The sequence below is a fragment of the Zoogloea sp. genome (genome assembly GCF_041908905.1).
Taxonomy (GTDB): Bacteria; Pseudomonadota; Gammaproteobacteria; order Burkholderiales; family Rhodocyclaceae; genus Zoogloea.
On the sequence record NZ_JAYREK010000027.1, the window covers coordinates 26,264 to 49,684 of the forward strand.

A 23,421-nucleotide genomic window follows, 5' to 3' on the forward strand; every position below is an offset into this window, starting at 1 on the left:
GACGGAGCCTGTTGAATCATTACGGCCGGCGGGGCCGGAACTTGCGCGCCGTCGCCGATCTTTTGCGGTCGGACTATGATGAAGCCTGCTGCGTTTGAGGAGAAGTGATGATGAACCGCGCCGATCCCCTCGCCCTGGCCCTCGGCATGCCGAAGGCCGAGCTGCACATCCACATCGAGGGCAGCCTGGAGCCCGGGCTGGCCTTTGCGCTGGCGCGCCGCAACGGCGTCGCGCTGCCCTACGCCGACGAGGCGGCGCTGAAGGCGGCCTACGCCTTCGACAGCCTGCAGTCCTTCCTCGACCTGTACTACGCCTGCGCGGCGGTGCTGCAGACCCGCGCCGATTTCCGCGACCTGATGCTGGCCTACCTGGAGCGCGCCGCCGCCGACGGGGTGGTCCACGCCGAGATCTTCTTCGACCCGCAGACCCACACGGCGCGGGGCGTTCCGTTTGCCACGGTGCTCGACGGGCTGGACGACGGGCTCGCCGAAGGGGCGCGCCGCTGGGGCATCTCGGGGCGGCTGATCATGTGCTTCCTGCGCCACCTGAGCGAGGATGAGTGCCTCGCGGCGCTGGCCGAGGCCGAGCCTTTCGCCGGGCGCCTCCACGGCTTCGGGCTGGATTCGTCGGAGCGCGGGCACCCACCTTCCAAGTTTGCGCGGCTCTTCGCGCGCTGCCGGGCGCTGGGCAAGCCGGTGGTCGTCCACGCCGGCGAGGAGGGGCCGCCGGCCTACATTGCCGAGGCGCTGGACATCCTCGGCGCCCGGCGCATCGACCACGGCGTGCGGGCGCCGGAAGACCCGGCGCTGCTCGCCCGCCTGGCCCGGGAAGGGGTGCCGCTCACCGTCTGCCCGCTCTCCAACACGCGGCTGTGCGTGTTCGGGGCGATGGCGGAGCACAGCCTGCCGCAGCTCATCGCCGCGGGCGCCAGGGTGACCATCAACAGCGACGACCCGGCGTACTTTGGCGGTTATCTCAACGACAACATCCGCGCGGTGCAGGCGGCCTTCGGCTTCGACGCCGCCATCTGGTACCGGCTGGCCCGCAACAGCGTCGAGGCGAGCTTTGCGACGGACGCCGAGAAGGCCGGCTGGATCGCCCGGCTGGATGGTTTTTTTGCGGCGGCAGGGGTGGCGCCGGGCTAGTTGTGCCCCACCGCGTTCGAGAACAGCTGCAGCACGACGACCCCGCCGACGATCATTCCGATGCCGATGATCGCCGCGCGGTCCAGCTTCTGCTTGAAGAACACCCGCCCGGCCAGCGTGACCAGGGCGACCCCCACCCCCGACCAGATCGCATACACCACGCCCACCGGCAGCACGTCGAGGGTGAGGGACAGCAGGTAGAGCGACAGGGCGTAGCCGCCCACGACCACCACCGACGGCCCCGGGCGCCGGAAACCGTCGGACGACTTGAGCGCCGAGGTGGCGGTCACTTCGGCCAGAATCGCCACCGCCAGCCACAGCCACTGCATCTCAGGCGCCTCTGCCGGCCGGCGGCGTCATTCTGCCGCCGCCTTTGAGAAGACGTTGATCACCACCACCCCGCCGACGATCAGCGCGAGGCCCGCGAGGGCCGGGCCATCCAGCGGCTGCTCCAGGAAGAGCCACGCCACCAGGGTGATCAGCGCCACGCCCAGCCCCGACCACACCGCATACACGACGCCGACCGGGATCCGGGTGAGGCAGCGTGACAGCAGCACGAAGGCCACCCCGTAGCCGAGCACCACCACCACCGAAGGCCCGAGCCGCGTGAAACCCGCGGTGGACTTGAGCAGCGAGGTGGCAACGACTTCGGCGACGATGGCGGCGAGGAGCAGGAGCCAGGGCATTGGGCGGCGTTTTGACGGCGGCGGCGCAAGGCCCGGCCTGGGGTCTCTGGGACCTCAGGCGGCGAGGGCGGCCTCGATTGCCGCGACGAGCTTGTCGGCATCCGGCGCGGTGTCGGGGGCGAAGCGGCGCAGCACCTGGCCGTCGCGGCCGATCAGGAACTTCTCGAAGTTCCACAACACCTCGGGCGCGGCGGTGGGCTCGATCTTGTAGCCGCGCAGGGCCTGTTCCATGCCGGCGCGGTCCTCGGTCTCGGGCAGCGCGGCGGTGAGGGCGGCGTAGAGCGGGTGCTTGTCGGGCCCGGTGGCGACCAGCTTGCTGAACATCGGAAACTGCACGCCGAAGTTGGCGGTGCAGAAGCCGGCGATCTCGGCGTCGCTACCCGGCTCCTGGCCGGCAAAGTCGTTGGCCGGGAAGCCCAGCACCACCAGGCCCTGGTCGCGGTACTTTTCGTAGAGCTTTTCGAGCCCTTCGTACTGCTTGGTGAGGCCGCATTTTGAGGCCACATTGACCACCAGCAGCACCTTGCCGGCGTATTCGGCGAGGGTGGCGGGGGTGCCGTCGATCTTGTTGAGGGGGATGTCGCGGAGGGCGCTGCTCATTGGGTTGTCCTTTGTGTGGGAAAGGAACGCCGATTTTGACGCGGTATTCCCTCGCACGCTAGATCGACATGGCTCACTGCGCAGGCTGGGATAGGCCTAGACGGCGATACAGCACGTAGTTTCCCAGGGGGCTGGGCGTCGTCGCATAGCCTTGGCGGCTCCAGGCAGCCCTGACGGTTTCACCGAGTGAATTGTGCGGATCGACGAAAACTGCATCGACGGATTCGATCAGTCCGGCAAATTTCTCTATCTCGGCCTTGCGGGTGTAGCTGTTGAACCCTAGGTCGCCGAAGTGAATTTCGTAGTCCTTCAGATAGGTGGTCGGTGCGCCGCAGGGCGTCGCCAGCGCGACCTTAGAGCCCTTGGGGAGCTCGTTGATCGTGCGATAGACGAAGTCGGCGCAGGTTTCCTGCTGTCCGAAAATCGTCTTGAGCTCGTTGCGTGGCGTGAGCGAGACGATGGTCAGCGCGACTCCCCCAATGACCAGGGCGATGAGGCTGTGGCGCATGACGGGCCGTGCAAGGGTGTTGATGCAGTTCAGCGCGAGCGCAAGCCCACCTGCCCCAAGGATTGAAACCTCGGGCAGGATGGAGACTAGGTAGCGCGCTTGTTTGTGGCAGACTAGGTGGAGGATAACGAAGTAGGCGACAACCAGGCTGGCCAGCAGTCCGCCATGTCTTCTGCGTGCTCCCAGGCAGAGGATGAGTCCGGGCAGCGCCAGCGGGATCAGGAAAAGAGAAAAGATGTCCTTTGCGTGCTTGAGGTAATACAGCGGCTCCTCGCATGCACCATATTTGATCGCAAAGTCCTGGGCGTTGACCAAGTTGTATTGGCGGAATTCGAGTATCGATGAGAACCAGCGTCCGTAGGTAAGGTAATCGACCATGCCTATCCCGCCGACCAGAAACAGGCTGAAGGCTGTAGCAATCAGGATTTGCCAGGTCTGACGTGCCCGCGCCCGTTCAAAGAACAGCCACAGGCCATATATCACCGCCAGTGGCCCCATCTGGAACTTGGTCGCCGCGGCGAGGGCTGCACAGGTCAGGCCGGCAAGCAAGGGCTGCAGGCCTTCCGGTCGCTGGGGCACGATCCGAAAATACAGTGCCAACAACAGCCAGGTTGTGCTGGGCACGTCCATCATCAGGCGTTTGCTGGCGAGCATCCAGGCCCAGTTGAAGGCGATGAAGACCACTGCCAGCCAGGCAGCTTCGCGGCCGAAGATGCGATCTGCAATGCGAAAGGCGGCGTACAGGCTGAGCCACCACATCGACCAGTTCACGAGGCGTGCCACCAGCGCAAGAGATTCCGGAGGGGTTCCTGCGGTGCTGGCCAAGGCGACGAACGGGGAGATGATTAACGGATAGAGCAGGTGCCGGATTCCCCAACCCGAAGGGTGGCCCCGCGCAGCAGAAAAAATTTCTGTCAGATATTCTTCTTCGTCGGCGACGGTGTCGTATGGAAGAAAGAATACATATGCCGAGAGGGCGATGCCGAAGATGGCGAGGGCAACGAGCAGCAGGCGAAATTTGGTCAACTCGGCTGGTGCGTCACCCGGTGGGAGCGCTGCAGGGGAACCGGGCAATTTCATTTCGGATGGCTTCAGTCGTCGGTGCGTGAGGGCAGGATACAGAGGCGCCAGGTCCAGGGTGTCAGGAGGCGAGATTGACGATCACGACCCCGAAGAGAATCACCGCCATGCCGACGATGCGAAACAGGCTTATGGATTCCGCAAGGAAGAATATCGCGAGCAGGCTGGTAGCGAGCAGCGTGATGCCCACCGACATGGGGTAGGCGTAACTGAGTGGCATTTTTGTGACGATGGTCAGCCACAGCAGGAAGCTCGCGACGTACAGGCCGATGCCCGCTGCCGCGAACATTACGCTGTTATCCATGAGGGCGCCGTTCAGCACGGACGATCGGGCGGGCGCCAGGTGGAGCTTCATGAGTGCGAGCCCGAGACTGCCGAGCGCTCCGTGCAAGAGCAATAAAAGTAAACTGCTCATGGGCTTCCTCAGGCTTGGGTGTTAGGGGGGGATTCGGGCAGGGTGACGTAGGCCGGTAGATTGCGGGTGCGCTCGAATATCTGTGCCACGTATTCACCCAGTACCCCCAGGGACATCAATTGGATGCCGCCCAGAATGAGCACCGACACGATGATGGAGGGCCAGCCCGCGACCACGTTGCCGGTAAGGCTGGCGACGATGACGTAGGCAAGATAAACGAAGCACAGCAGGAAAAGCCCGACGGAAACGTAGATGCTGAAGCGCAGGGGCTCCTGAGAAAGCGACAGCAGCGCATGCTGGGCCAAGCGCATGCTTTTGCGCAGGGTGTAGCTTGGCTGCCCGAAGCGCCGCTCGTCGGCGGTGTATTTGATCATCTTGGGCTTGAATCCGAGCCAGGCGACCAGCCCCCGGATGAATGGCTTTGGATCGTTGATCTTGATCAGTTGTTCGACGACGATGCGGTCGAGCAGGCGGAAATCGGAAACGCCTTCGGAGATCGGGACCGAACTCAGCAGGTTAATTAGACGATAGAACCCCACTGACAGCATGTGTTTGGTCTTGGAGATGCCAATGGTGCGCTCCCGCTCCATGTCCACGACCAGATAGCCGGCTCGCCAGGCGTCGATCATCTTGGGGATGTAGCGGGGCGGGTGCTGAAGATCGCAGTCCATCGAGATCACGGCCTGACCCCTGGCGGCGGAGAGGCCGGCCATCAGGGCAGCCTGATGGCCGAAATTGCGTGCTAGCTGAATCAGCCGGATACCGCTGCAGGCGGTCATCAGTGAGCGCACGGCCGCGGCAGTCCCGTCGCGTGAGCCGTCATCAACGAAGATGATCTCCCAATCGGCGGCCGAATTCTCCAGCGCGCTCTGGACTTCCCGAAAAGTCGACGCGATGTTCTTTTCTTCGTTGTGCGCCGGGATCACTACACTGATTTCAGTCATGCCCTTACCTTCCAATGAATCCTTGTCGGAGAGGGTTCCTGCGTGGATATGGCTTTTGCCGTGTGCTATCCACTGACTGTTCGGATACAGCAGTCACCCCGCTCTTGAACTTATATCTGCCTTGCAGAAGATGGCAAAGTATAAGGCTATGTCCTCGTTACCTGTGGAAATATGCCACACGCAGCCATTAGCATTTTCCCTGGCGTGTCAAGGTGGCGCGTATCGAGTGCGCGGCGCCAGCCCAGATAGTTGGGCAGGTAGCGCGTAGCGACCCCATGGAAGCGTTGAATCCACTGTCGCAGCCGGCTGTGGTAGGCATTGACGTTCTGCACATGGATGGCGCCTTTGACGCGCGTGCCAGCGGATAGATTGACCGCCTCGTGGCTGATGCCCGCCTCTTTGGCAAAGTAGCGGTAACTGGCATTGGCGTCGCTCACGAGCAGGACGTCCTTGTCGAGCGCCGGCTGGAGGCATTGGCGCAGCTGGGCTTTCCTGACGGAGCCGTTGCCGGTGACGAAGTCCAGGGTCTGGCCCGTGCGGTCGCGGGCGATCAGCACGCAGACCTGCTCCTTGGAAACCCCGCGCTTGGTCGCGGAGCCGCCGCGTTTGCGGGCGGGGCGCTCAAGCTGGCGGGCGCCTTTGTGGGACTCGAGAAAGTAGGTCTCATCGGCCTCGGTGATCCCATGCAGATGCTCGGGCCGGTCGTTCTTGACCCACTCCAGAAAGCGGTGGCGCCAGCGAAAACTGGTGTGCCGATGAATATCCACTTCCCGGGCGGCCTGACGAACCGTCATGGAATCGAGCGTCGTCTGCAGAAAACCCAGCCACTTCGCCTTGTGCCGAAGCCTCGCCAGCGGCGTACCCGTCAAGGCATTGAAGGTCTTGCCACAGGCGCGGCAGCGGTAGCGCTGAAGACCATCGGACTGGCCATGTCGGTGCAGCTGTTCGTGGCCGCAGTGCGGACACTTCGGCACGGCCTCAAACGAGGCCTGAATGCACCCAATCGCCTCTCGGCCCGCCGCAGGCTCGCGCAACAGGCTCAGCAGCCTGTCGCGCTGCCAGTGCGACAGCGCCCCGACCGACTTCGCGATGCGCTGAAAATCAAGTGATTTCATCGCAAACTCCCTCGCTCGGCTTGACTGTACATACAGACAGCATCGCAAGGGGGTGGTTCCACAGGTAACGAGGACAGAGCCAAAAAGTTAGCCCCTTCGACCGGGGAGCCGGCGATGTTGTCCATGGTGTGGTCTGGGTGTTTGTGCAAAGAAAATATAGTGCAAAGAATTTTTTGCACAAAGAAGTTTTTGTATTTTTCTGGACAGCTTGCAGCGTTAACGAAAAAGGGCGCCCCGCAGGACGCCCTCTTGGCAGACAACTGACCGGCAGAGGCTTACACCACTCCCGCCCCGTGCGCCTGCTGGTCGGCCCAGTAGCTGGAGCGGACCATCGGGCCGCAGGCGGCGTTCTTGAAGCCCATCTTGAGGGCTTCGGTCTCGAACATCTTGAACACGTCGGGATGCACGTAGCGCAGCACCGGCAGGTGGCCGCCGGAGGGCTGGAGGTACTGGCCGATGGTGAGCATCTCGACGTTGTGGGCGCGCATGTCGCGCATGACGTCGAGGATCTCCTCGTCGGTCTCGCCGAGGCCGACCATCAGGCCGGACTTGGTGGGCACCTCGGGGTGGCGGGCCTTGAACTGCTTGAGCAGCTCGAGGGAGTAGGCGTAGTCGGAGCCGGGGCGGGCCTGCTTGTAGAGGCGCGGCACGGTCTCGAGGTTGTGGTTCAGGACGTCCGGCGGGGCCTGGTCGAAGATGTCGAGGGCGATCTCCATGCGGCCGCGGAAGTCGGGCACCAGCACCTCGATGGTGGTCTTGGGGCTGGCGGCGCGGGTGGCCTGGATGCACTCGGCGAAGTGCTGGGCGCCTCCGTCGCGCAGGTCGTCGCGGTCGACGCTGGTGATCACCACGTAGTTGAGGCGCATCGCGGCGATGGTCTTGGCCAGGTTGGCCGGCTCGTTGGCGTCGAGGGGCAGCGGGCGGCCGTGGCCGACGTCGCAGAAGGGGCAGCGGCGGGTGCAGATGTCACCCATGATCATGAAGGTGGCCGTGCCCTTGCCGAAGCATTCGTGGATGTTGGGGCAGGAGGCTTCCTCGCACACCGTGTGCAGCTTGTGCTCGCGCAGGGTGTCCTTGATCTCGTTGAAGCGCTCGGCCTCGACGCCGGCGCCGAGCTTGATGCGGATCCAGTCGGGCTTCTTGAGGCGCTCGGCGGGGACGATCTTGATCGGGATGCGCGCGGTTTTTTCGGCGCCGCGTTGCTTGCGGGCGGTGTCTTCCATGAAGCTGCTGTCCTTTGGTCAGGTGGGCGGGACGTCCGGGAAATGCCGCTGCAGGTGGCCGAGAAGCCGGGTGGTGACTTCGTCGGGGCCTTCAGTCACGCCGAAGTCCTTGAGTTGGATGGTCTGGAGCCCACTATAGCCGCAGGGGTTGATCCAGGTAAATGGTGTCAAGTCCATATCGACGTTGAGGGACAGGCCGTGGTAGCTGCAGCCGTTTTTCACGCGCAGGCCGAGGGCGGCCACCTTGGCGTCGTCGATGTACACGCCGGGCGCGCCGTCCTTGCGGCGGGCGTCGAGACCATAATCGGCGATGCAGTCGATCAGGGCCTGCTCGATCAGATTGACCATCTCGCGCACCTTGAGCCCGCGGCGGTGCAGGTCGAGCAGCAGGTAGCCCACCACCTGGCCGGGGCCGTGGTAGGTGATCTGGCCGCCGCGGTCGATCTTGACCAGCGGGATGTCGGTGACGTGGAGCAGGTGCTCGGCCTTGCCGGCCTGGCCCAGGGTGTACACCGGCGGGTGCTCGACCAGCCACAGCTCGTCGGGCGTGGCGGCGTCCCGCTGGGCGGTGAAGTCCTGCATCGCCCGCCAGGTGGGTTCGTAGGGCACGCGGCCGGGGCGGCGGACGATCACAGCACGACCTTCACCATCGGGTGGGACGACAGCTCGATGTACAGCGCGTCGAGCTGGGCCTGGGAGGTGGCGTTCACGGTGCAGGTGATGGCCAGGTAGTTGCCCTTGGAGGAGGGTCGCATCTGCATCGCCCCGGCGTCGAAGTCGGGGGCGTGGCGCAGCACCACCTCGAGCACCGTCTGGGCGAAGTCGTCCACCCGCGCGCCCATGATCTTGATGGGGAAGTCGCAGGGGAATTCGAGCAGGGTCTTGCGTTCTTCAGTCATGGCTTACAGGTTCTTGATCCACAGGCGCAGCGCGTCCCACAGGCGGCCGAACCAGCCGGCCTCGGGCACCTCGTCGATGGCCACCAGCGGATATTCGCCGATCGGCTTGTCGCCGAGGGCGAGCTGCAGGGTGCCGATCTGCTGGCCCTTGGCGATGGGCGCCAGCAGCGGCTGCTGGCTGACCACGGTGGCCTTCAGCTTGTCGGCGTCGCCCTTGGGCACCGACAGCACGAAGTCGTTCAGGAAGCCGGCCTTGACGGTGTTCTCCTTGCCCTTCCAGACGCGCGGCTCGGTGACGGCCTGGTTGGCGCCATACACCTTGACCGTATCGTAGGCCAGATAGCCCCAGTTGAGCAGCTTCTGGGATTCCTGGGCGCGCACGCTGTCGCTGGTGGTACCGACCACCACCGACAGGAGGCGGCGGTCGTTGCGCTTGGCCGACGCGATCAGGCAGTAGCCGGCGCTGTCGGTGTGGCCGGTCTTGACGCCGTCCACGCTCGGGTCGAGGAACAGCAGGCGGTTGCGGTTGGGCTGCTTGATCTTATTGTAGGTATATTCCTTGACCGAGTAGATGGGGTAGAACTCGGGGAAGTCGCGGATCAGCGCGGTGGCGAGGACCGACAGGTCGCGCACGGTGGTGAGGTGCGACGGGTTGGGCAGGCCGGTGGCGTTCTCGAAGTGGGTGTTCTTGAGGCCGAGGCGGGCGGCTTCCTTGTTCATCAGCTGGGCGAAGGCCTCTTCGGAGCCGGCGATGGCCTCGGCGAGCGCCACGCAGGCGTCGTTGCCCGACTGCACGATCATGCCGTGGAGCAGCTCCTTCACGGTGACCGGCGTCTGGGGTTCGATGAACATCTTGGAGCCCGGCACCTTCCAGGCCTTCGGCGAGACCGGGATGGTCTGGTCGAGGGACAGGGTCTTGCCCTTCACCGCGGCGAAGGCCAGGTAGGCGGTCATCAGCTTGGTGAGCGACGCGGGCTCGATGCGCTGGTCGGGGTTTTCGGCGGTGAGCACCTGGCCGGAGCCCACGTCGAGGAGCAGCCAGGCGCGGGCGGCGACCGGTGGAGGCGCGATCTGGGCGAAGGCGAGGGTCGGGAGGACCAGCAGGAGCAGGATGATGCGACGCAACATGATCGGAGCAAAAACCAAAAAGTGCGATTATAGTCACCCAACCGGCCGCAAACGGCGCTGGTTTTTTTCTGTTACAAGGGAACTCCCGCGCCGCCGGCAATGTCCTTATGCTGCAATGCAATTAGTCCGCCGCCTCCTCTCCCTGCTGCTCGCCTGCCTCGTCCTGATGTGGGCGGGCGCCGCCAGCGCCCAGGACGCCTGTGATTCGGCCTTCGAGCTGGCCGACCAGGGGCAGGTGGAACATTTGAGCCAGCTGGTCTTCGACGGCGACGGGGGCGATCCCCAGGACTGCCCCGGCATCGTCAGCGTGTTCGCCCAGCCGTCGCGCCTGCTTCTGGAGGTGCGGCCGACGCCCGTGCTGCCCGCCTTCAGCCCCATCCTTCCCCGCCCCACCTCTCCGCCCCCGCGACGGGTCTGACCGACACCCTTCGCGGGTGGCTCTTCGGCTGTATTCCGCCCGATCGGGCGGGGCTCTGCCGCGCGCCGCCCTCTGCCGTCCAACCAGCCAGACGGCGCCGCCCGGGCGCCGAAAGATTCCAATGATCAGCAAAATCTGTGTTGCCGTCGCCCTTTCCGCGGCGGTCTTTCCCGGCTTCGCGGCCTCGGGTGGTGACGTGGTGCCCGGCCGGCCGGCGCTGGCGCCCGCCGCGGCCCCGGCTGCGGCTGCGGCTGCGGCGCCCGTTGCGGCGTTCTCCCTCGCCGCCCTGCGCGACATGGCCCGCGCCACGCACCCGTCCCTCGCGGCGGCCGACGCCTATGTCGAGGCGGGCCAGGCCCAGCTCACCACGGCGGCCGCCTATCCCAACCCCGACGTCGAGTTTCTGGCCGGCCGCAGCCAGGCCCGCCTGCCCGGCGCGGTGGACGGCAGCGTCCGCAGCCTGGCGCTGACCCAGCGCCTCGACAACCCGTGGCAGCGCGAGGCCCGCCTCGACGCGGCGCGTTTCGGCCTGGAGGCCCGCGAGGCCGAGCGCCGCGGCCTGCGCAACGACCTGCTGGCGCGGCTCGACCAGCGCTTCTTCGACATGCTGCGCCGCCAGGCCGAGCTGCGGGCGAGCCAGGAAGACCTGGGCATCGCCGAGCAGATCCGCAGCAAGGTGGCGGTGCGGGTGAACACCGGCGAATCGCCGCGCTACGAGCTGATCAAGGCCGACACCGAGCTGCTCAACGCCCAGAAGGCGGCCGAGAGCGCGGGCCTGCGCATCGCCCAGGCCCGGGCCGCGCTGCGTACCGTGGTCGGGCCGTCGCTGCCTGCCGATTTCCAGGTGGAAGGCAGCCTTGCCCGCAATCCGGTGGTGCCGTCCCTCGACGAGTTGCGCGCCGACCTGCTGGCGCGCAACCCCGAGTTGCTGCGCAGCCGCGCCGACGTGCGCCGGGCCGAGCGCCAGCTCGACCTGGAGCGCCTGCGCCGCCAGCCGGAGGTGGCCCTCAAGGTGGCCGAGGAGCAGGACCGCGAGCTGCGCGACACCCGTCTTGGCGTGGTGGTCAACGTGCCGATCTGGGATCGCCGCAAGGGGCCGGTGGCCGAGGCGACCGCGCTGCTGTCGCGCAGCCGCAGCGAGGAGGCCAGCCAGCAGCTGATGCTGGTGCAGGCCCTGGAGGGTGCCTACCGGGAATACGAGATCGCCCGCACCCAGGTCAATGCCCTGGAGAACGGCATCCTGCGCGAGGCCGAGTCCACCATGAAGGTCGCCGAGGCGGCCTACCGCTTCGGCGAGCGCGGCATCCTCGAATACCTGGACGCCCAGCGCGTCTTCCGTGCCGCCCGTAACGAACTCATCGCCGCCCGCTACGCGCTGCAGCTGGCCGCCATCGAAATCGAGCGCCTGCGCGCGCCCCAATGATCCGGACCCTCGCCATGAAACCCAGACTCAAGATCCAGCCCCTCGCCCTGGCCGTGCTGACGGCCGCCTTCCTCCTTGCCGGCTGCAAGGAGTCCGCCAACACCAACGGCAAGCCGGCGGCCGACGAGGTGTCCACCGCCCTCAATGCCGGCGAGAAGGCCGCCCGGCCCGATCCGCTGGTGGTCAGCGCCGCCCCCGATTTCGGCACCGCGCTCAAGGTGGTGCCGGCGGGCGCGCGTTCGGTGTCCGATACGCTGCGGGTGGCCGGCCGGGTCGACTTCGACGAATACCGGGTGTCGCGCATCGGCGCGACGGTGACCGGCCGGGTCATCGAGATCAACGCGCGCCTGGGCCAGACGGTCAAGGTCGGCGACGCGCTGGCGGTGATCAACAGTACCGAGCTCGGCCAGTCCCAGCTCGACTACATCAAGGCCCGCGCCCAGGCCGACCTGCAGGCGCGCAGCGTGGAGCGGGCGCGCCAGCTGTTCGCCGCCGACGTGATCGGCCGCGCCGAACTCCAGCGCCGCGAGAGCGAGCTGGCGATCGCCTCGGCCGAGCAGCGCGCCGCCGCCGACCAGCTGCGGGTGCTCGGCATGTCCGCCGCGGCGATCTCCCGGCTGGGCAACAACGGGGCGATCAATTCGGTGACGCCGGTGGTGTCCACGGTGGCCGGCACCGTCGTCGAGCGCAGCATCACCCAGGGCCAGGTGGTCCAGCCCGCCGACGCGCTGTACGTGGTGGCCGACCTGTCCGAGGTGTGGGTGACCGCCGAGGTGCCCGAGCAGCAGGCGGCGCTGGTGCGTGCCGGCCAGCAGGTGGACATCGAGGTGCCGGCGCTGGGCGCGCGGCTCACCGGCAAGCTCATCTACGTGGCCGACACGGTGAACCCGGAGACCCGCACGGTCACCGTGCGCAGCCGGGTGAACAACGCCGAGCGCCAGCTCAAGCCGGCGATGCTGGCGACCATGCTGATCCAGGCCGCGCCGGCGCAGCGCATCGTGGTGCCCGCCGAGGCGGTGGTGCGCGAGAACAACGCCGACCACGTGTTCGTCGAAATCGCGCCGCGGACCTTCCGCCTGACGCCCGTGCGCCTCGGCCCCGAGAGCGGCGGCCAGCGCCCGGTGCTCGACGGGCTGAAGGCCGGCGAGCCCATCGTGGCCACGGGGGCCTTCCATCTCAACAACGAGCGCAAGCGCAAGGAACTGGAGTAACGCATGATCCAATCCCTTGTCAGGACGGCGCTCCAGCAGCGCTTGGTGGTGGTCGTGGTGGCGGTGGTGCTGCTCGCCTTCGGCTTCAACGCGGCGCGCCAGCTGTCGGTGGATGCCTTCCCCGACGTCACCAACGTGCAGGTGCAGATCGCCACCGAGGCGCCGGGCCGCTCGCCCGAGGAGGTCGAGCGTTTCGTCACGGTGCCCCTCGAAATCTCGATGACCGGCCTGCCCGGGCTCGAGGAGATGCGCTCCCTCAACAAGCCGGGCTTGTCGCTGATCACCCTGGTGTTCACCGACGCCACCGACGTGTACTTCGCGCGTCAGCTGGTGATGGAGCGCCTGCTCGAGGTGGGCAGCCGGATGCCCGAGGGCGTGGTGCCGGTGCTCGGGCCGGTGTCCACCGGCCTTGGCGAGGTGTACCAATACACCCTCGACCACCCGGACGACGGCGACCGCCAGCTCACCGAGGCGGAGCTCACCGAGCGGCGCATCGTGCAGGACTGGGTGGTGCGCCCGCTGCTGCGCTCGATTCCCGGCGTGGCCGAGATCAACTCCCAGGGCGGCTACAACCGCCAGTACCAGGTGCTGGTGAACCCCGACCGCCTGCGTCACTACCAGCTCACGGTGCGCGACGTGTATGAAGCGGTGGCGCGCAACAACGCCAACTCGGGCGGCGGCATCCTGCCCCAGTACGCCGAGCAGTACCTGATCCGCGGCGTCGGCCTGGTCAAGAACCTGTCCGATATCGGCGCCATCGTGCTCAAGGAGGTCGGCGGCACGCCGGTGTATGTGCGCGATGTGGCCGAGGTGACCTTCGGCCACGAGGTGCGCCAGGGCGCGGTGGTCAAGAACGGCACCACCGAGGCGGTCGGCGGCGTGGTGATGATGCTGCGCGGCGGCAACGCCAAGGAGGTGGTGAGCCGCATCCAGGCGCGGGTGGCCGAGATCAACGAGAAGGGCATGCTGCCCGACGGCCTGAAGATCGTGCCCTACTACGACCGCTCGGAGCTCGTCGACGCGGCCCTGTGGACCGTCACCAAGGTGCTGCTCGAGGGTGTCGTGCTGGTGGTGGTGGTGCTCTTCCTGTTCCTCGGCGACGTGCGCTCCAGCCTGATCGTGGTGGCGACCCTGGTGCTCACCCCGCTGCTCACCTTCATGGCGATGAACCACTACGGCATCTCCGCCAACCTGATGTCGCTGGGGGGCCTGGCGATCGCCATCGGCCTGATGGTGGACGGCTCGGTGGTGGTGGTCGAGAACGCCTTCGAGCGCCTCGGCCACGCCGCCGACCGCGGCGAGAGCAAGGCCCGCATCATCTTCGACGCGGTGCAGGAGGTGGCCACGCCGGTGATCTTCGGGGTCAGCATCATCATCCTGGTGTTCCTGCCGCTGATGACCCTGCAGGGCATGGAGGGCAAGATGTTCGCCCCGCTGGCCTACACCATCGCCATCGCGCTGGCGGTGTCGCTGTTCCTGTCGCTCACGCTCACGCCGGTGCTGTCGTCCTACCTGCTGAAGGGCGGCCCGGGCCACGACACCTGGCTGATCGCGAAGATCAAGGCGCCCTACCTCAAGATGCTCCACTGGGCGGTCGGCAACAGCCGCAAGGTGGTGGCGGGCAGCGCGGTGCTGCTGGTGGCGACCCTCGGGATGTTCCCCTTCCTGGGCACGGCCTTCATCCCCGAGATGAAGGAGGGCTCGGTGGTGCCGGGCATCAACCGGGTGCCCAACATCTCCCTCGACGAGTCGATCAAGATGGAGATGCAGGCGATGAAGCTGGTGATGGAGGTGCCGGGCGTGAAGTCGGCGATCTCCGGCGTCGGCCGTGGCGAATCCCCGGCCGACCCCCAGGGCCAGAACGAATCGACCCCCATCGTGAGCCTCAAGCCCCGCGATGAGTGGCCGGCCGGCTGGACCCAGGACGACATCACCGACGCCATGCGCGAGAAGCTCAAGGTGCTGCCCGGCGCCCAGGTGGTGATGGCCCAGCCGATCTCCGACCGGGTGGACGAGATGGTCACCGGCGTGCGCTCGGACGTGGCCGTCAAGGTCTTCGGCGACGACCTCGCCCTGCTCAAGCAGAAGGCCGACGAGATCGCCCGCGTGGCAGCCGGCGTGGCCGGCGCCACCGACATCCGCGTCGAGCGCATCACCGGCCAGCAATATCTGTCGATCGAGATCGACCGGGGCGCGATCGCCCGTCACGGCCTCAACGTGTCGGACGTGAACGACGTGATCGAGGCGGCCATCGGCGGCAAGCAGGCCACCGAGGTGTATGAGGGGGAGCGCCGCTTCGCCTCGGTGGTGCGCCTGCCCGAGAGCTTCCGCGACAACGTCGAGAAGATCGGCAAGGTGCTGGTCAGCGCCCCCGGCGGCGTGCAGGTGGCGCTGGAGAATCTGGCCAACATCCGCATCGTCGATGGGCCGGCGCAGATCTCCCGCGAGCTCGCCAAGCGCCGGGTGGTGGTGGCGATCAACGTCAAGGACCGCGACCTCGGCGGTTTCGTCGCCGAGCTGCAGAAGACCATCGCCGCCAAGGTCGAGCTGAAGGAGGGCTATTACCTCGAGTGGGGCGGCCAGTTCCAGAACCTGGAGCGGGCGATGGGCCACCTGACCATCATCATCCCGGTGACGGTGGGCGCGATCTTCTTCCTGCTGTTCCTGCTCTTCGGCTCCCTCAAGCTCGCCAGCCTGATCATTCTGGTGCTGCCTTTCGCCAGCGTGGGCGGGGTGCTGGGGTTGCTGTTCACAGGTGAATATCTGTCGGTGCCAGCCTCGGTGGGCTTCATCGCCCTGTGGGGGATCGCGGTGCTCAACGGGGTGGTGCTGGTCACCTGTATTCGCAACATGCGCTCGGAGGGGGTCTCCCTCGCCGAGGCGGTGGTGCAAGGGGCGACCCAGCGTTTCCGCCCGGTGATGATGACGGCTACGGTGGCGCTGCTGGCGCTGATCCCCTTCCTGTTCGCCACGGGGCCGGGCTCTGAGGTGCAGCGTCCCCTCGCCATCGTGGTGATCGGCGGCCTGCTCACCTCGACCCTCTTGACCCTGGTGGTGCTGCCCACCCTCTACAAGTGGTTCGACGACACGCCCTACGAGGCCTGACCGCTGACTGATCCGGACGGGCTGCCCCGCCGCGGGCGGCCCGCCGACGCAAGGAGACGACAATGAAGGAAATCCGCGCCATCATCCGCCCGCAGAAGCTGCCGCGCCTGCGCGAGGCCCTGCGGGCCCTGCCGGGCTTCCCGGGCATGACGGTGAGCAAGGCGTTCGGTTGCGGCTCGACGGTGCGCCACACGCCCCACAACATCAAGCAGGAACTGGTGGATTTCACCGAGAAGGTGAGGGTCGAGATCATCGCCCCCGACGAGATGGTGGACACGCTGGTGGAGCAGATCGTGCAGGTGGCCACCACCGGGCAGACCGGCGACGGGCTGGTGTGGGTGAGCGACGTGCAGCGGGCGGTGTTCATCCGCAAGACCACCGGCCCCGACGCCTGAGGCCCCGCCGCGGGCCGCCTAGAGTTCGATCGAGAGGGAGGTCCAGACCATGCTCGAGACCGGGTTCACCGGCGTGCCGCGGTGGGTTGGCAGGCATTGCTCGGAGCGGTCGGCGATCTCCTGGTGCCGGCCGCCGAGGTTGATGCCGTTCACGGCCACCTCGGCCCGGCGGCCTTCGAGCCGGAAGGCCCGGGCGACGCGCAGGTCGAGGGCGGTGTAGGCGCGGGAGGTGGTGTCGCAGCCCGGCACGTAGCCCGCTGCGCCCGCCAGCGGCCCCATCCGCAGCCCGCTGGCCGTGCTCGTCCAGCCGTCCGGGTAGGCCTGCAGCCAGGTGAGGGAGGCCACGTAGGGCGAGGTGCGCTGGCGGATCTCCTGGCTGTCCGTGCGGCGGTCGATCAGGGTGTGGCTGAACAGCAGCTCGCCGCCGCGCCAGGGCTTGGTCCGCAGCTGGTACTCGACGCCGCGCAGCTCGATCGGGCTGGCGAGGTTGGTGTATTGGGAGGTCGGCAGCGGCAGCGCCAGGGGCCTCAGCGGCGAGGCCGGCAGCAGCGAGCGGACCACGAAATCGCTGATCCGCTCGTTGAACACGCGCACGTCGAGGGTGGCGTCGAGGCGCGGGAAGCGGCCCAGGTAGCCCAGCTCCACGGTATCCACGTGGGGGGGGCGCAGGTTGGGGTTGGGGGCGTAGGGCCGGGCGATCGGCGGGGCGCCCGGCGCGCCCTTGGGGTCGTAGGCGCGCACGTCGCCGTAGAGCTCGAACAGGTTGCGCTGCTGCCAGGCCCGCGAGTAGCCCGCCCGGAAGGTGTCGGTGGCGCTGGCCTGCCAGTTCACAAAGGCCCGCGGGACGAACTGCAGCGCGGCGGTGCCGTTCTTCTCGACGAGGGCGCCGAGGTTGAGCTGCCAGCCCGGCGTCGGCCGCCAGTCGAGGTTGGAGAAGGCCCGGTAGAGCTCGTAGGCCGGCGGCTGGCCGCCCGCGAACAGCCCGACCGAGTTGGCCTCGTCGCGCCTCGCCTCCAGGCCCCACACCAGCCGCGCCTGGGGGCCGAGGGCGAAGCGGTGCTGGAGTTCGGCGTTGGTGCGGCTGCTCGTGGTGTCGCGCGACAGGGGTACGTTGATGAACAGCCGGCCGTTGAAGGCTCCATTGGCCAGCCAGTGGTCGATGCCGGACTCGCGGGTGTGGTAGAAGCTGGCCAGCCATTCCCCGTCGTCGCCGGTGGTATGGCGCCAGGTGAGGTGCAGGTTGTAGGCTTCCGTGGCCAGCGTGCGCTCGGCGTTGTTGCCGAAGATCGAGTCGGGGTAGCCCTGGCCACGTTCGAGGGTGTTGGCGCCGGCGCGCACGGTGAGCTCGTTGCGGGCATCGAGCCGGTAGTCGCTGCGCAGGCTGAGGGTCTGGCTGACGCGCGAGTCGTTGATGCCGCTGAAGCCGTTGTCGCGGGTGCGGGCAGCCGCGATGCGCATCCCCAGGCCGTCGTCGCTGTGGCTCCAGCTGGCCTGGAGGTCGGCGATGCCATGGTTGCCCAGGTTGGCCTGGGCGCGGCTGCCCTGGTCCTGGCGCGCGTCGCGGGTGATGATGTTGATCACCCCGAGAAAGGCGTTGGCCCCGAAGGTGTTGGAGTTGGTGCCGCGGACGACCTCGATGCGCTCGATCTCGTCGACGGTGAGGGGGAGCGCCGGCCAGTCGACCTCGCCGAAGGAGCCCGCCGCATACACCGAGCGGCCGTCGATGAGAACCTGCATCTCGGTGGGGAAGTCGCCGCTCAGCCCGTGGTAGGTGACCCACTGGGCGTGGCCGCGCTCCTGGCCGACCTGCATGCCCGGCACCAGGCGCAGCAGGCGCGCCACGTCGCGGTAGCCGGTGGCGCGGATGAAATCCCGGTCGAGGATCGTGACGGCCCCCGGCGCCTCGTGGAGGACCTGGGGCAGGCGCGAGGCCGACAGCACCGTCGGCAGCTCTTCGAAGAAGGGCGACTCACTGGCGGCGGACGCCACCTGATCGGCGCCAATGGCGGCTCCTGCAGGCAAGGCGCCTGCAAGGAGGACGAGCAAGGTCCGGGGGATAGGGGGCATCGGCGGCGCGCTGGCTTTTTATTTTTCGTGGGGCAGAGTCTGGTGCCCTGGAAATATCCCCACCATTCTTGCGCCAATTATAGCCACGCGGCCCCGAGTGCCGCTGCGTAATATTTGTGGCGGTGTGTGCGCTCGCCGGCGCCCGGCCGCCTGGCCGGGGGGCGCCACTCCCCGGCCAGGCGTGCGTCAGCCGAGGCGGATGGCCACGAAGATGCGGCTGCCGCCCCGCTGGACGAGCAGCGCAAAGCGGTTGCCGGCCGCGTCGAGGAGCTTGCGGAACTGCTCTATCCCGGTGATCGGCTGGTTGTTGACCCCGAGGATCACGTCGCCGGGCTGCAGGCCTGCCTTGGCCGCCGGGCCGCCCAGCCCCTCGACGACCACCCCGCCGGGCACGCCGAGGCGGGCTGCCTCCTGGGCCGTCAGGGCGCGGCCGGTGAGCCCCAGCTTGCCGCTGGTGTTGTCGCCCTTGCCTTCGGGGCTGCCGCTCGCGGCGAGCCGTTCGCCGGCCTGTTCGCCGAGGGTCACGTTGATGTCGCGGGCCTTGCGGTCGCGCCAGATCGACAGGCGCACCACCGAGCCGGGCTTCTGTTCGCCGATGATGCGCGGCAGGTCGGCGGAGTTGTCCACCTTCTGGCCGTTCACGCCGAGCACCACGTCGCCGGGCGCGAGGCCGGCCTTGGCGGCGGGGGAGCCGTTCTCGACGCTGGCCACCAGCGCGCCGGCCGGCTTGTCCAGGCCGAAGTTCTGGGCCAGCTCGGCGTCGAGGCCCTGGATCGTCACGCCCAGGCGGCCACGGGACACCTTGCCGTATTTCTGGAGCTGGTCCTTGACCTTCATCGCCACGTCGATGGGGATCGCGAACGAGATGCCCATGAAGCCGCCCGAGCGGGAGTAGATCTGAGAGTTGATGCCGATCACCTCGCCGGCCAGGTTGAACAGCGGCCCGCCGGAGTTGCCCGGGTTGATCGCCACGTCGGTCTGGATGAAGGGCACGTAGTTCTCGTCGGGCAGGCGGCGCGCCTTGGCGCTGATGATGCCGGCCGTCACGGTGTTCTCGAAGCCGAAGGGCGAGCCCATCGCCACCACCCATTCGCCGACCTTGCTGCGTTCGGCGTCGCCGGTCTTGACGAAGGGCAGGCCGGTGGCGTCGATCTTGAGCAGCGCCACGTCGGTGCGCTTGTCGACGCCCACCACCTTGGCCTTGAAGTCGCGCTTGTCGGTGAGCTTGACGGTGACCTCGGTGGCGCCATCCACCACGTGGGCGTTGGTCAGCACGTAGCCGTCGGCGCTCACGATGAAGCCCGAGCCGACGCCCTGCTGGATCTGCTCGGGCATGCGGCGCCCGCCGCCATTGCCCGGCATGCCTGGCACCGGCACGCCGAAGCGGCGCAGGAAGTCGTAGAAGGGGTCGTCGGCGAAGGGGTCTTCGCCCGCGGTGGCGTCGCCCCGTCCGACCTTCTGGGTCACGCTGATGTTCACCACCGCCGGCCCGACCTGCTCGACCAGCGCCGAGAAGTCGGGCAGGCCGTAGCGGCTGGCAGCCGGCGCGGCGGCCGGCGCTACCACCGGGGGGGCGCTGCCGTTGGCCGCGTGGGACGGGGAGATCGCGCCGCCTTCCTGCAGGCAGCCGGCAAGGGCGAGGACGATGGCGGAGACGCCGAGGGTGGATCGAAACACGGCAGGCTTCATGGGGTGCTCCTGAATTTTGTCACGGGACTATGGACGTGCCCCGGGGCGGGCCGTTCCCCGGGCGAACATCGACTTACAAATTTGGGGTGGCCCGGCGCGGAAACAAGGGGCGCGAGGCGGTGAGGTGCGGGGAAGGGGGAGCCGGGCGCCCGTTCCCATGTATAGTTAAAGCCTATCGCCATCGCGGAGTGCTTTCATGACGCTTACCGATCTTCGCTACCTCGTGGCCCTCGCCCGCGAACGTCACTTCGGGCACGCCGCCGAGCGCTGCAACGTCAGCCAGCCGACCCTGTCGGTGGCCATCAAGAAGCTCGAGGAGGAGCTGGCCGTCACCCTCTTCGAGCGCAGCGCCGCCGACGTGAAGATCACCGACATCGGCGCGCGCATCGTCGCCCAGGCCGAGAAGGTGCTCCTCGAGGCGGGGCAGATCAAGGAGCTCGCCACCGCCGGCCGCGACCCGCTGTCGGGCCCGCTCAAGCTCGGCGTGATCTACACCATCGGGCCCTACCTGCTGCCCCACCTGATCCCCCGGGTGCATGCCGCGGCGCCGTCGATGCCGCTGCTGATCCAGGAAAACTACACCGCCCGCCTCGCCGAGGCCCTCAAGCGCGGCGACCTCGACGTGATCGTGGTGGCGCTGCCCTTCGAGGAGCCCGGCATCGTCACCCAGGCGGTGTACGACGAGCCCTTCCGCGTGCTGCTGCCCGCCGGCCATGCCTGGGAGTCGGAAGAGCGCATCGAGGCCCGCCGGCTCGCCGAGGCGCCGCTGCTGCTGCTCGGGGCGGGCAACTGCTTCCGCGACCAGGTGCTCGAAGCTTGCCCGCTGTGCCGCTCCGGCGAGGGCCTGCAGCGCACCCTCGAAGGCAGCTCCCTCGAAACCATCCGCCACATGGTGGCCACCGGCGCCGGCATCACGGTGCTGCCCAGCGCCGCCGCCGATCCGCTGCCGGGGGGCAACACGCTGCTCTCGGTGCGCCCCTTCACCGCGCCGGAGCCCTTCCGCCGCGTCGCGCTGGCCTGGCGCGTCACCTACCCGCGCAGCGGCGCCATCGACGTGATCCGCGCCGCCATCCTCGACAGCCCCCTCGAGGGCGTGAAGCCGGTGGGTCGGGGGTAAAGGGCGGGTGAATGGGGGCCAGGCTGGACTGATGCGATCACAATTGCCTGCGTAGTCCAGGGAAATCAGATTACTACAAGGTAGCCGCTTAGCGAGGCGGTGGTGATCACCTCGCAGGCTCCCAAATTTCCTTGTACTCCGGAGTCATGCGTACCAACTCCCTAACTTGTGCCCCGCATTCCGAAAGAGATGGGGGGCGACTCCTGAGGTAACACTGATAATAATCCTTAAGTTTTAAGAAGTCTGGGAGTGAATTTTTCGCTGAGATCGCTTTGTGAGCGCTAATTGCTTTAGTCGCCGCATTAGACTTTCTTGAAATGGTGCTGTGAAGAATTTGGTCACCCTTCCATGCGCAGACCTGCAGCGCATGACTGGTCACAGATGGGTTGTCAAAAAGATTCGACACTTTGTTATCGTCGCCGAACCAGATCCTGACCTGATCATAAGCTGCGCTATACTGACCAGCGTTGTAGAGATTGTTAATTTTTAATCCCTCGACTGCTGCTGAGCTATATACTTTAAGCTCGGGCTTGATGGTAATCTCACTATCAGAATGCATTGGTGGCGACGTTGTCGAGCATGCTGCCAGTTGCATTACGATTGCCGGAACGATCCCTGATCGCAAGTGCAGTAAGCACTCTTTCAATCGTTTCTCCATATCCAATTCCAGAAAAAATGTTGCCGTCCATCAGGCGCCCCACTGAGATGCCGACTACTCGTCCATTTTCATTGAGAACGGGGGCTCCGCTTGCGCCAATACGTATGGGGGTTGCAGTGTAATAAATACGGCCGCCCTTCTCGCCGAAAATTTTTCCGTCGATCTCAATGGCCATTTCGGCCAGCCTTGGGTCAAGGGCGCTCATGTTCGGATAGTGGGGAATCCGAATTCGCTCTGTTGTTGCGCGTTCGGGTTTCAGGGCAGGCATTCCTAAGAGCGGTCCCGGTAATCCAAGGAGGGCTACATCCACGCCAGGCAGAGATTCCGAAGTAAGCACGGGCTGTTCCGCCATGGCTCCGTTGCAACGAAAGATCACCGACATATCCTTCGGTTTGGATGGTAGGGAGTGAGCTGTCGTCAGATAAGCAACATTATTATCTATCTTTAGCTTGAAAACCGTACTTACCTGATCTCGCCCGGCGAGCAGAATTCCCACTGCGCATGACGGCGTGTGTTTCGGATTTTCCGCTGGTGCCTGAGGTAAGGCACAGCCTGCTGCCACGAGGCAAACGGAAAGCATGAGGGAGAAGCCGGTTTTTATCGTTTCCATGCTGATTCCAAACGAGCTGCTTCAGCTTGGTAGTACGGTAGTCGGTCTGCTTCTTCGATGGCTCCGACATAATCCGAATTTGCTCCAGTAAGCTGCTTCAGCAAATGAGCATTCTCTGCAAGAAAACTGGCCAATTCGAGTTTGCGGTACGCATGAATAAGACGATTTTCTGCAGCTTCCCCGCTATCGCCAACTACTGGAGCAGCATTAAGCGCTTTTAGCTCAAGATATTTGTCCATTGCGATACTTGGAAAAGACGAGGACACCACGCTCATTGACGGCCTTTGCGGTGCAGGCGATTCAGCGTTATTCGGTGATTCCTTTGCATTGGAGGCCTCCGTCGCTAGATTTTGCGAAGGAGTGATCATGACTGTGGTGGACTGCTGCTGGCTTGCTGGTGGGCCAGACGGAGTGCGTTGAGCTTTGTCGCTGCACGAAGAAATAGATCCAATTGCAGCAGACAGTGCAGTGATAAAGGCAAAAAATTCCTTCATATTCCCTCCGTGATAAGTGGGCGGTCTATAAAGTCGGTCCTGAAATATTCAGTTTGCCGTTGCCCGCGGCCCGTCTGGCAGCCAGGAACGCTCGTTGCTGACCACCCGCCCACGCATCCCAACCAGAAGCCAGAGCGCAAAAAGGGCCTTCAGCCCCAGACGGGCCACCGCCCGCATCAACCAGCGCAGGTTGTACCCGGCGGCACACAGCACCGGGTGCAGCACATCCCCTTCCGATCCTTTCAGCCAGTTCCGCCTTAGCCCGCAGTCGTCCTTCAGGTGCCCGATCACGGGTTCCACCGCCTGACGGCGTTTGAGCAGACGGCGGGCCTGGGCGCTCAGACTCTTGATCCGGCCGCGATGAATGATCTCGACTCCCGGCACTTCAACCCCCCGATAGCCCAGATCGACGATGGCGGTGTGGGGCTTCGGGGCACCTTTGACGTCCTGCATCAGGATCGTCGCCTGCTCGATCTGCTCGGCGAGGGTGT

At 66.2% G+C, this 23,421-nt stretch carries 23 protein-coding genes and 1 pseudogene; 7 read left to right on the forward strand and 17 right to left on the reverse strand.

Annotated elements, in window-relative coordinates:
- The first annotated feature begins 107 nt into the window (after positions 1-107).
- Complete coding sequence (locus ACE3OU_RS13755) at positions 108-1,145, forward strand: adenosine deaminase (protein ID WP_374242121.1); 1,038 nt, start codon at positions 108-110, stop codon at positions 1,143-1,145.
- On the opposite strand, the gene ACE3OU_RS13760 is transcribed toward ACE3OU_RS13755, so the two are convergent.
- The 11 genes from ACE3OU_RS13760 to ACE3OU_RS13810 form a co-directional block, all read right to left on the reverse strand.
- Entirely contained in the window at positions 1,142-1,474 is a 333-nt protein-coding gene (locus ACE3OU_RS13760; protein ID WP_374242122.1) for a multidrug efflux SMR transporter, read from the reverse strand. The two genes, ACE3OU_RS13755 and ACE3OU_RS13760, sit on opposite strands and share 4 nt — an antisense overlap.
- Before the next feature lie 27 nt (positions 1,475-1,501).
- Positions 1,502-1,831, reverse strand: a complete 330-nt coding sequence (locus tag ACE3OU_RS13765) for a multidrug efflux SMR transporter (RefSeq protein WP_374242123.1) — start codon at positions 1,829-1,831, stop codon at positions 1,502-1,504.
- 54 nt (positions 1,832-1,885) lie between these two features.
- Positions 1,886-2,431: a glutathione peroxidase gene (locus ACE3OU_RS13770; RefSeq protein WP_374242124.1), complete on the reverse strand. Its 546-nt coding sequence runs from the start codon at positions 2,429-2,431 to the stop codon at positions 1,886-1,888.
- 73 nt (positions 2,432-2,504) lie between these two features.
- On the reverse strand, positions 2,505-4,019 hold the full coding sequence (locus ACE3OU_RS13775) for a glycosyltransferase family 39 protein (protein ID WP_374242125.1): 1,515 nt from the start codon (positions 4,017-4,019) through the stop codon (positions 2,505-2,507).
- Between the two features lie 61 nt (positions 4,020-4,080).
- Positions 4,081-4,374 carry a multidrug efflux SMR transporter gene (locus ACE3OU_RS13780; protein ID WP_374242126.1) on the reverse strand — a complete coding sequence of 98 codons (294 nt, stop codon included), beginning with the start codon at positions 4,372-4,374 and terminating at the stop codon, positions 4,081-4,083.
- 68 nt (positions 4,375-4,442) lie between these two features.
- Positions 4,443-5,378, reverse strand: a complete 936-nt coding sequence (locus ACE3OU_RS13785) for a glycosyltransferase family 2 protein (protein ID WP_374242127.1) — start codon at positions 5,376-5,378, stop codon at positions 4,443-4,445.
- A gap of 146 nt (positions 5,379-5,524) precedes the next feature.
- Entirely contained in the window at positions 5,525-6,493 is a 969-nt protein-coding gene (locus ACE3OU_RS13790; RefSeq protein ID WP_374242128.1) for an IS1595 family transposase, read from the reverse strand.
- 275 nt (positions 6,494-6,768) lie between these two features.
- Positions 6,769-7,716, reverse strand: a complete 948-nt coding sequence (gene lipA / locus ACE3OU_RS13795; protein WP_374242129.1) for a lipoyl synthase — start codon at positions 7,714-7,716, stop codon at positions 6,769-6,771.
- Between the two features lie 18 nt (positions 7,717-7,734).
- Entirely contained in the window at positions 7,735-8,349 is a 615-nt protein-coding gene (lipB, locus tag ACE3OU_RS13800; protein WP_374242130.1) for a lipoyl(octanoyl) transferase LipB, read from the reverse strand.
- Positions 8,346-8,615 (reverse strand): YbeD family protein, encoded by a 270-nt coding sequence (locus ACE3OU_RS13805; protein WP_374242131.1) that lies wholly within the window; start codon positions 8,613-8,615, stop codon positions 8,346-8,348. Before ACE3OU_RS13805 ends, lipB begins: the two co-directional genes overlap by 4 nt.
- 3 nt (positions 8,616-8,618) lie before the next feature.
- Positions 8,619-9,743 (reverse strand): D-alanyl-D-alanine carboxypeptidase family protein, encoded by a 1,125-nt coding sequence (locus ACE3OU_RS13810; RefSeq protein WP_374242132.1) that lies wholly within the window; start codon positions 9,741-9,743, stop codon positions 8,619-8,621.
- Positions 9,744-9,858: 115 nt separating this feature from the next.
- Between ACE3OU_RS13810 and ACE3OU_RS13815 the strand changes: the two genes are divergently transcribed.
- From ACE3OU_RS13815 to ACE3OU_RS13835, 5 genes are all read left to right on the forward strand, one after another.
- Entirely contained in the window at positions 9,859-10,161 is a 303-nt protein-coding gene (locus ACE3OU_RS13815) for a hypothetical protein (RefSeq protein WP_374242133.1), read from the forward strand.
- A gap of 121 nt (positions 10,162-10,282) precedes the next feature.
- The gene (locus ACE3OU_RS13820) at positions 10,283-11,584 is read left to right on the forward strand and encodes a TolC family protein (RefSeq protein ID WP_374242134.1); all 1,302 of its coding nucleotides are present in this window, start codon (positions 10,283-10,285) and stop codon (positions 11,582-11,584) included.
- A gap of 14 nt (positions 11,585-11,598) precedes the next feature.
- Positions 11,599-12,795 carry an efflux RND transporter periplasmic adaptor subunit gene (locus ACE3OU_RS13825; protein WP_374242135.1) on the forward strand — a complete coding sequence of 399 codons (1,197 nt, stop codon included), beginning with the start codon at positions 11,599-11,601 and terminating at the stop codon, positions 12,793-12,795.
- Positions 12,796-12,798: 3 nt separating this feature from the next.
- A complete protein-coding gene (locus ACE3OU_RS13830) occupies positions 12,799-15,900 on the forward strand; it encodes an efflux RND transporter permease subunit (protein ID WP_374242136.1) in 3,102 nt (1,033 codons plus the stop codon).
- Between the two features lie 62 nt (positions 15,901-15,962).
- Positions 15,963-16,295, forward strand: coding sequence for a P-II family nitrogen regulator (locus ACE3OU_RS13835; RefSeq protein WP_374242137.1), 333 nt, complete (start codon positions 15,963-15,965; stop codon positions 16,293-16,295).
- Positions 16,296-16,313: 18 nt separating this feature from the next.
- Here the strand turns inward: ACE3OU_RS13835 and ACE3OU_RS13840 are convergent, their stop codons facing one another.
- Complete coding sequence (locus tag ACE3OU_RS13840) at positions 16,314-18,317, reverse strand: TonB-dependent receptor plug domain-containing protein (protein ID WP_374242138.1); 2,004 nt, start codon at positions 18,315-18,317, stop codon at positions 16,314-16,316.
- A 231-nt stretch (positions 18,318-18,548) separates the two neighbouring features.
- Positions 18,549-20,051: a DegQ family serine endoprotease gene (locus ACE3OU_RS13845; RefSeq protein ID WP_374242139.1), complete on the reverse strand. Its 1,503-nt coding sequence runs from the start codon at positions 20,049-20,051 to the stop codon at positions 18,549-18,551.
- Between the two features lie 196 nt (positions 20,052-20,247).
- Here ACE3OU_RS13845 and ACE3OU_RS13850 point away from each other — a divergent pair, with 196 nt between their 5' ends.
- The gene (locus ACE3OU_RS13850) at positions 20,248-21,168 is read left to right on the forward strand and encodes a hydrogen peroxide-inducible genes activator (protein WP_374242140.1); all 921 of its coding nucleotides are present in this window, start codon (positions 20,248-20,250) and stop codon (positions 21,166-21,168) included.
- 106 nt (positions 21,169-21,274) lie between these two features.
- Here the strand turns inward: ACE3OU_RS13850 and ACE3OU_RS13855 are convergent, their stop codons facing one another.
- The 4 genes and pseudogenes from ACE3OU_RS13855 to ACE3OU_RS13870 all read right to left on the reverse strand — a co-directional run.
- Positions 21,275-21,763 carry a hypothetical protein gene (locus tag ACE3OU_RS13855; protein ID WP_374242141.1) on the reverse strand — a complete coding sequence of 163 codons (489 nt, stop codon included), beginning with the start codon at positions 21,761-21,763 and terminating at the stop codon, positions 21,275-21,277.
- A complete protein-coding gene (locus ACE3OU_RS13860; protein WP_374242142.1) occupies positions 21,717-22,436 on the reverse strand; it encodes a trypsin-like peptidase domain-containing protein in 720 nt (239 codons plus the stop codon). Before ACE3OU_RS13860 ends, ACE3OU_RS13855 begins: the two co-directional genes overlap by 47 nt.
- Positions 22,424-22,930 (reverse strand): hypothetical protein, encoded by a 507-nt coding sequence (locus tag ACE3OU_RS13865; protein WP_374242143.1) that lies wholly within the window; start codon positions 22,928-22,930, stop codon positions 22,424-22,426. Before ACE3OU_RS13865 ends, ACE3OU_RS13860 begins: the two co-directional genes overlap by 13 nt.
- Positions 22,931-22,978: 48 nt before the next feature.
- Positions 22,979-23,421 (reverse strand): annotated as a pseudogene (locus ACE3OU_RS13870) (hypothetical protein); the annotation flags it as partial.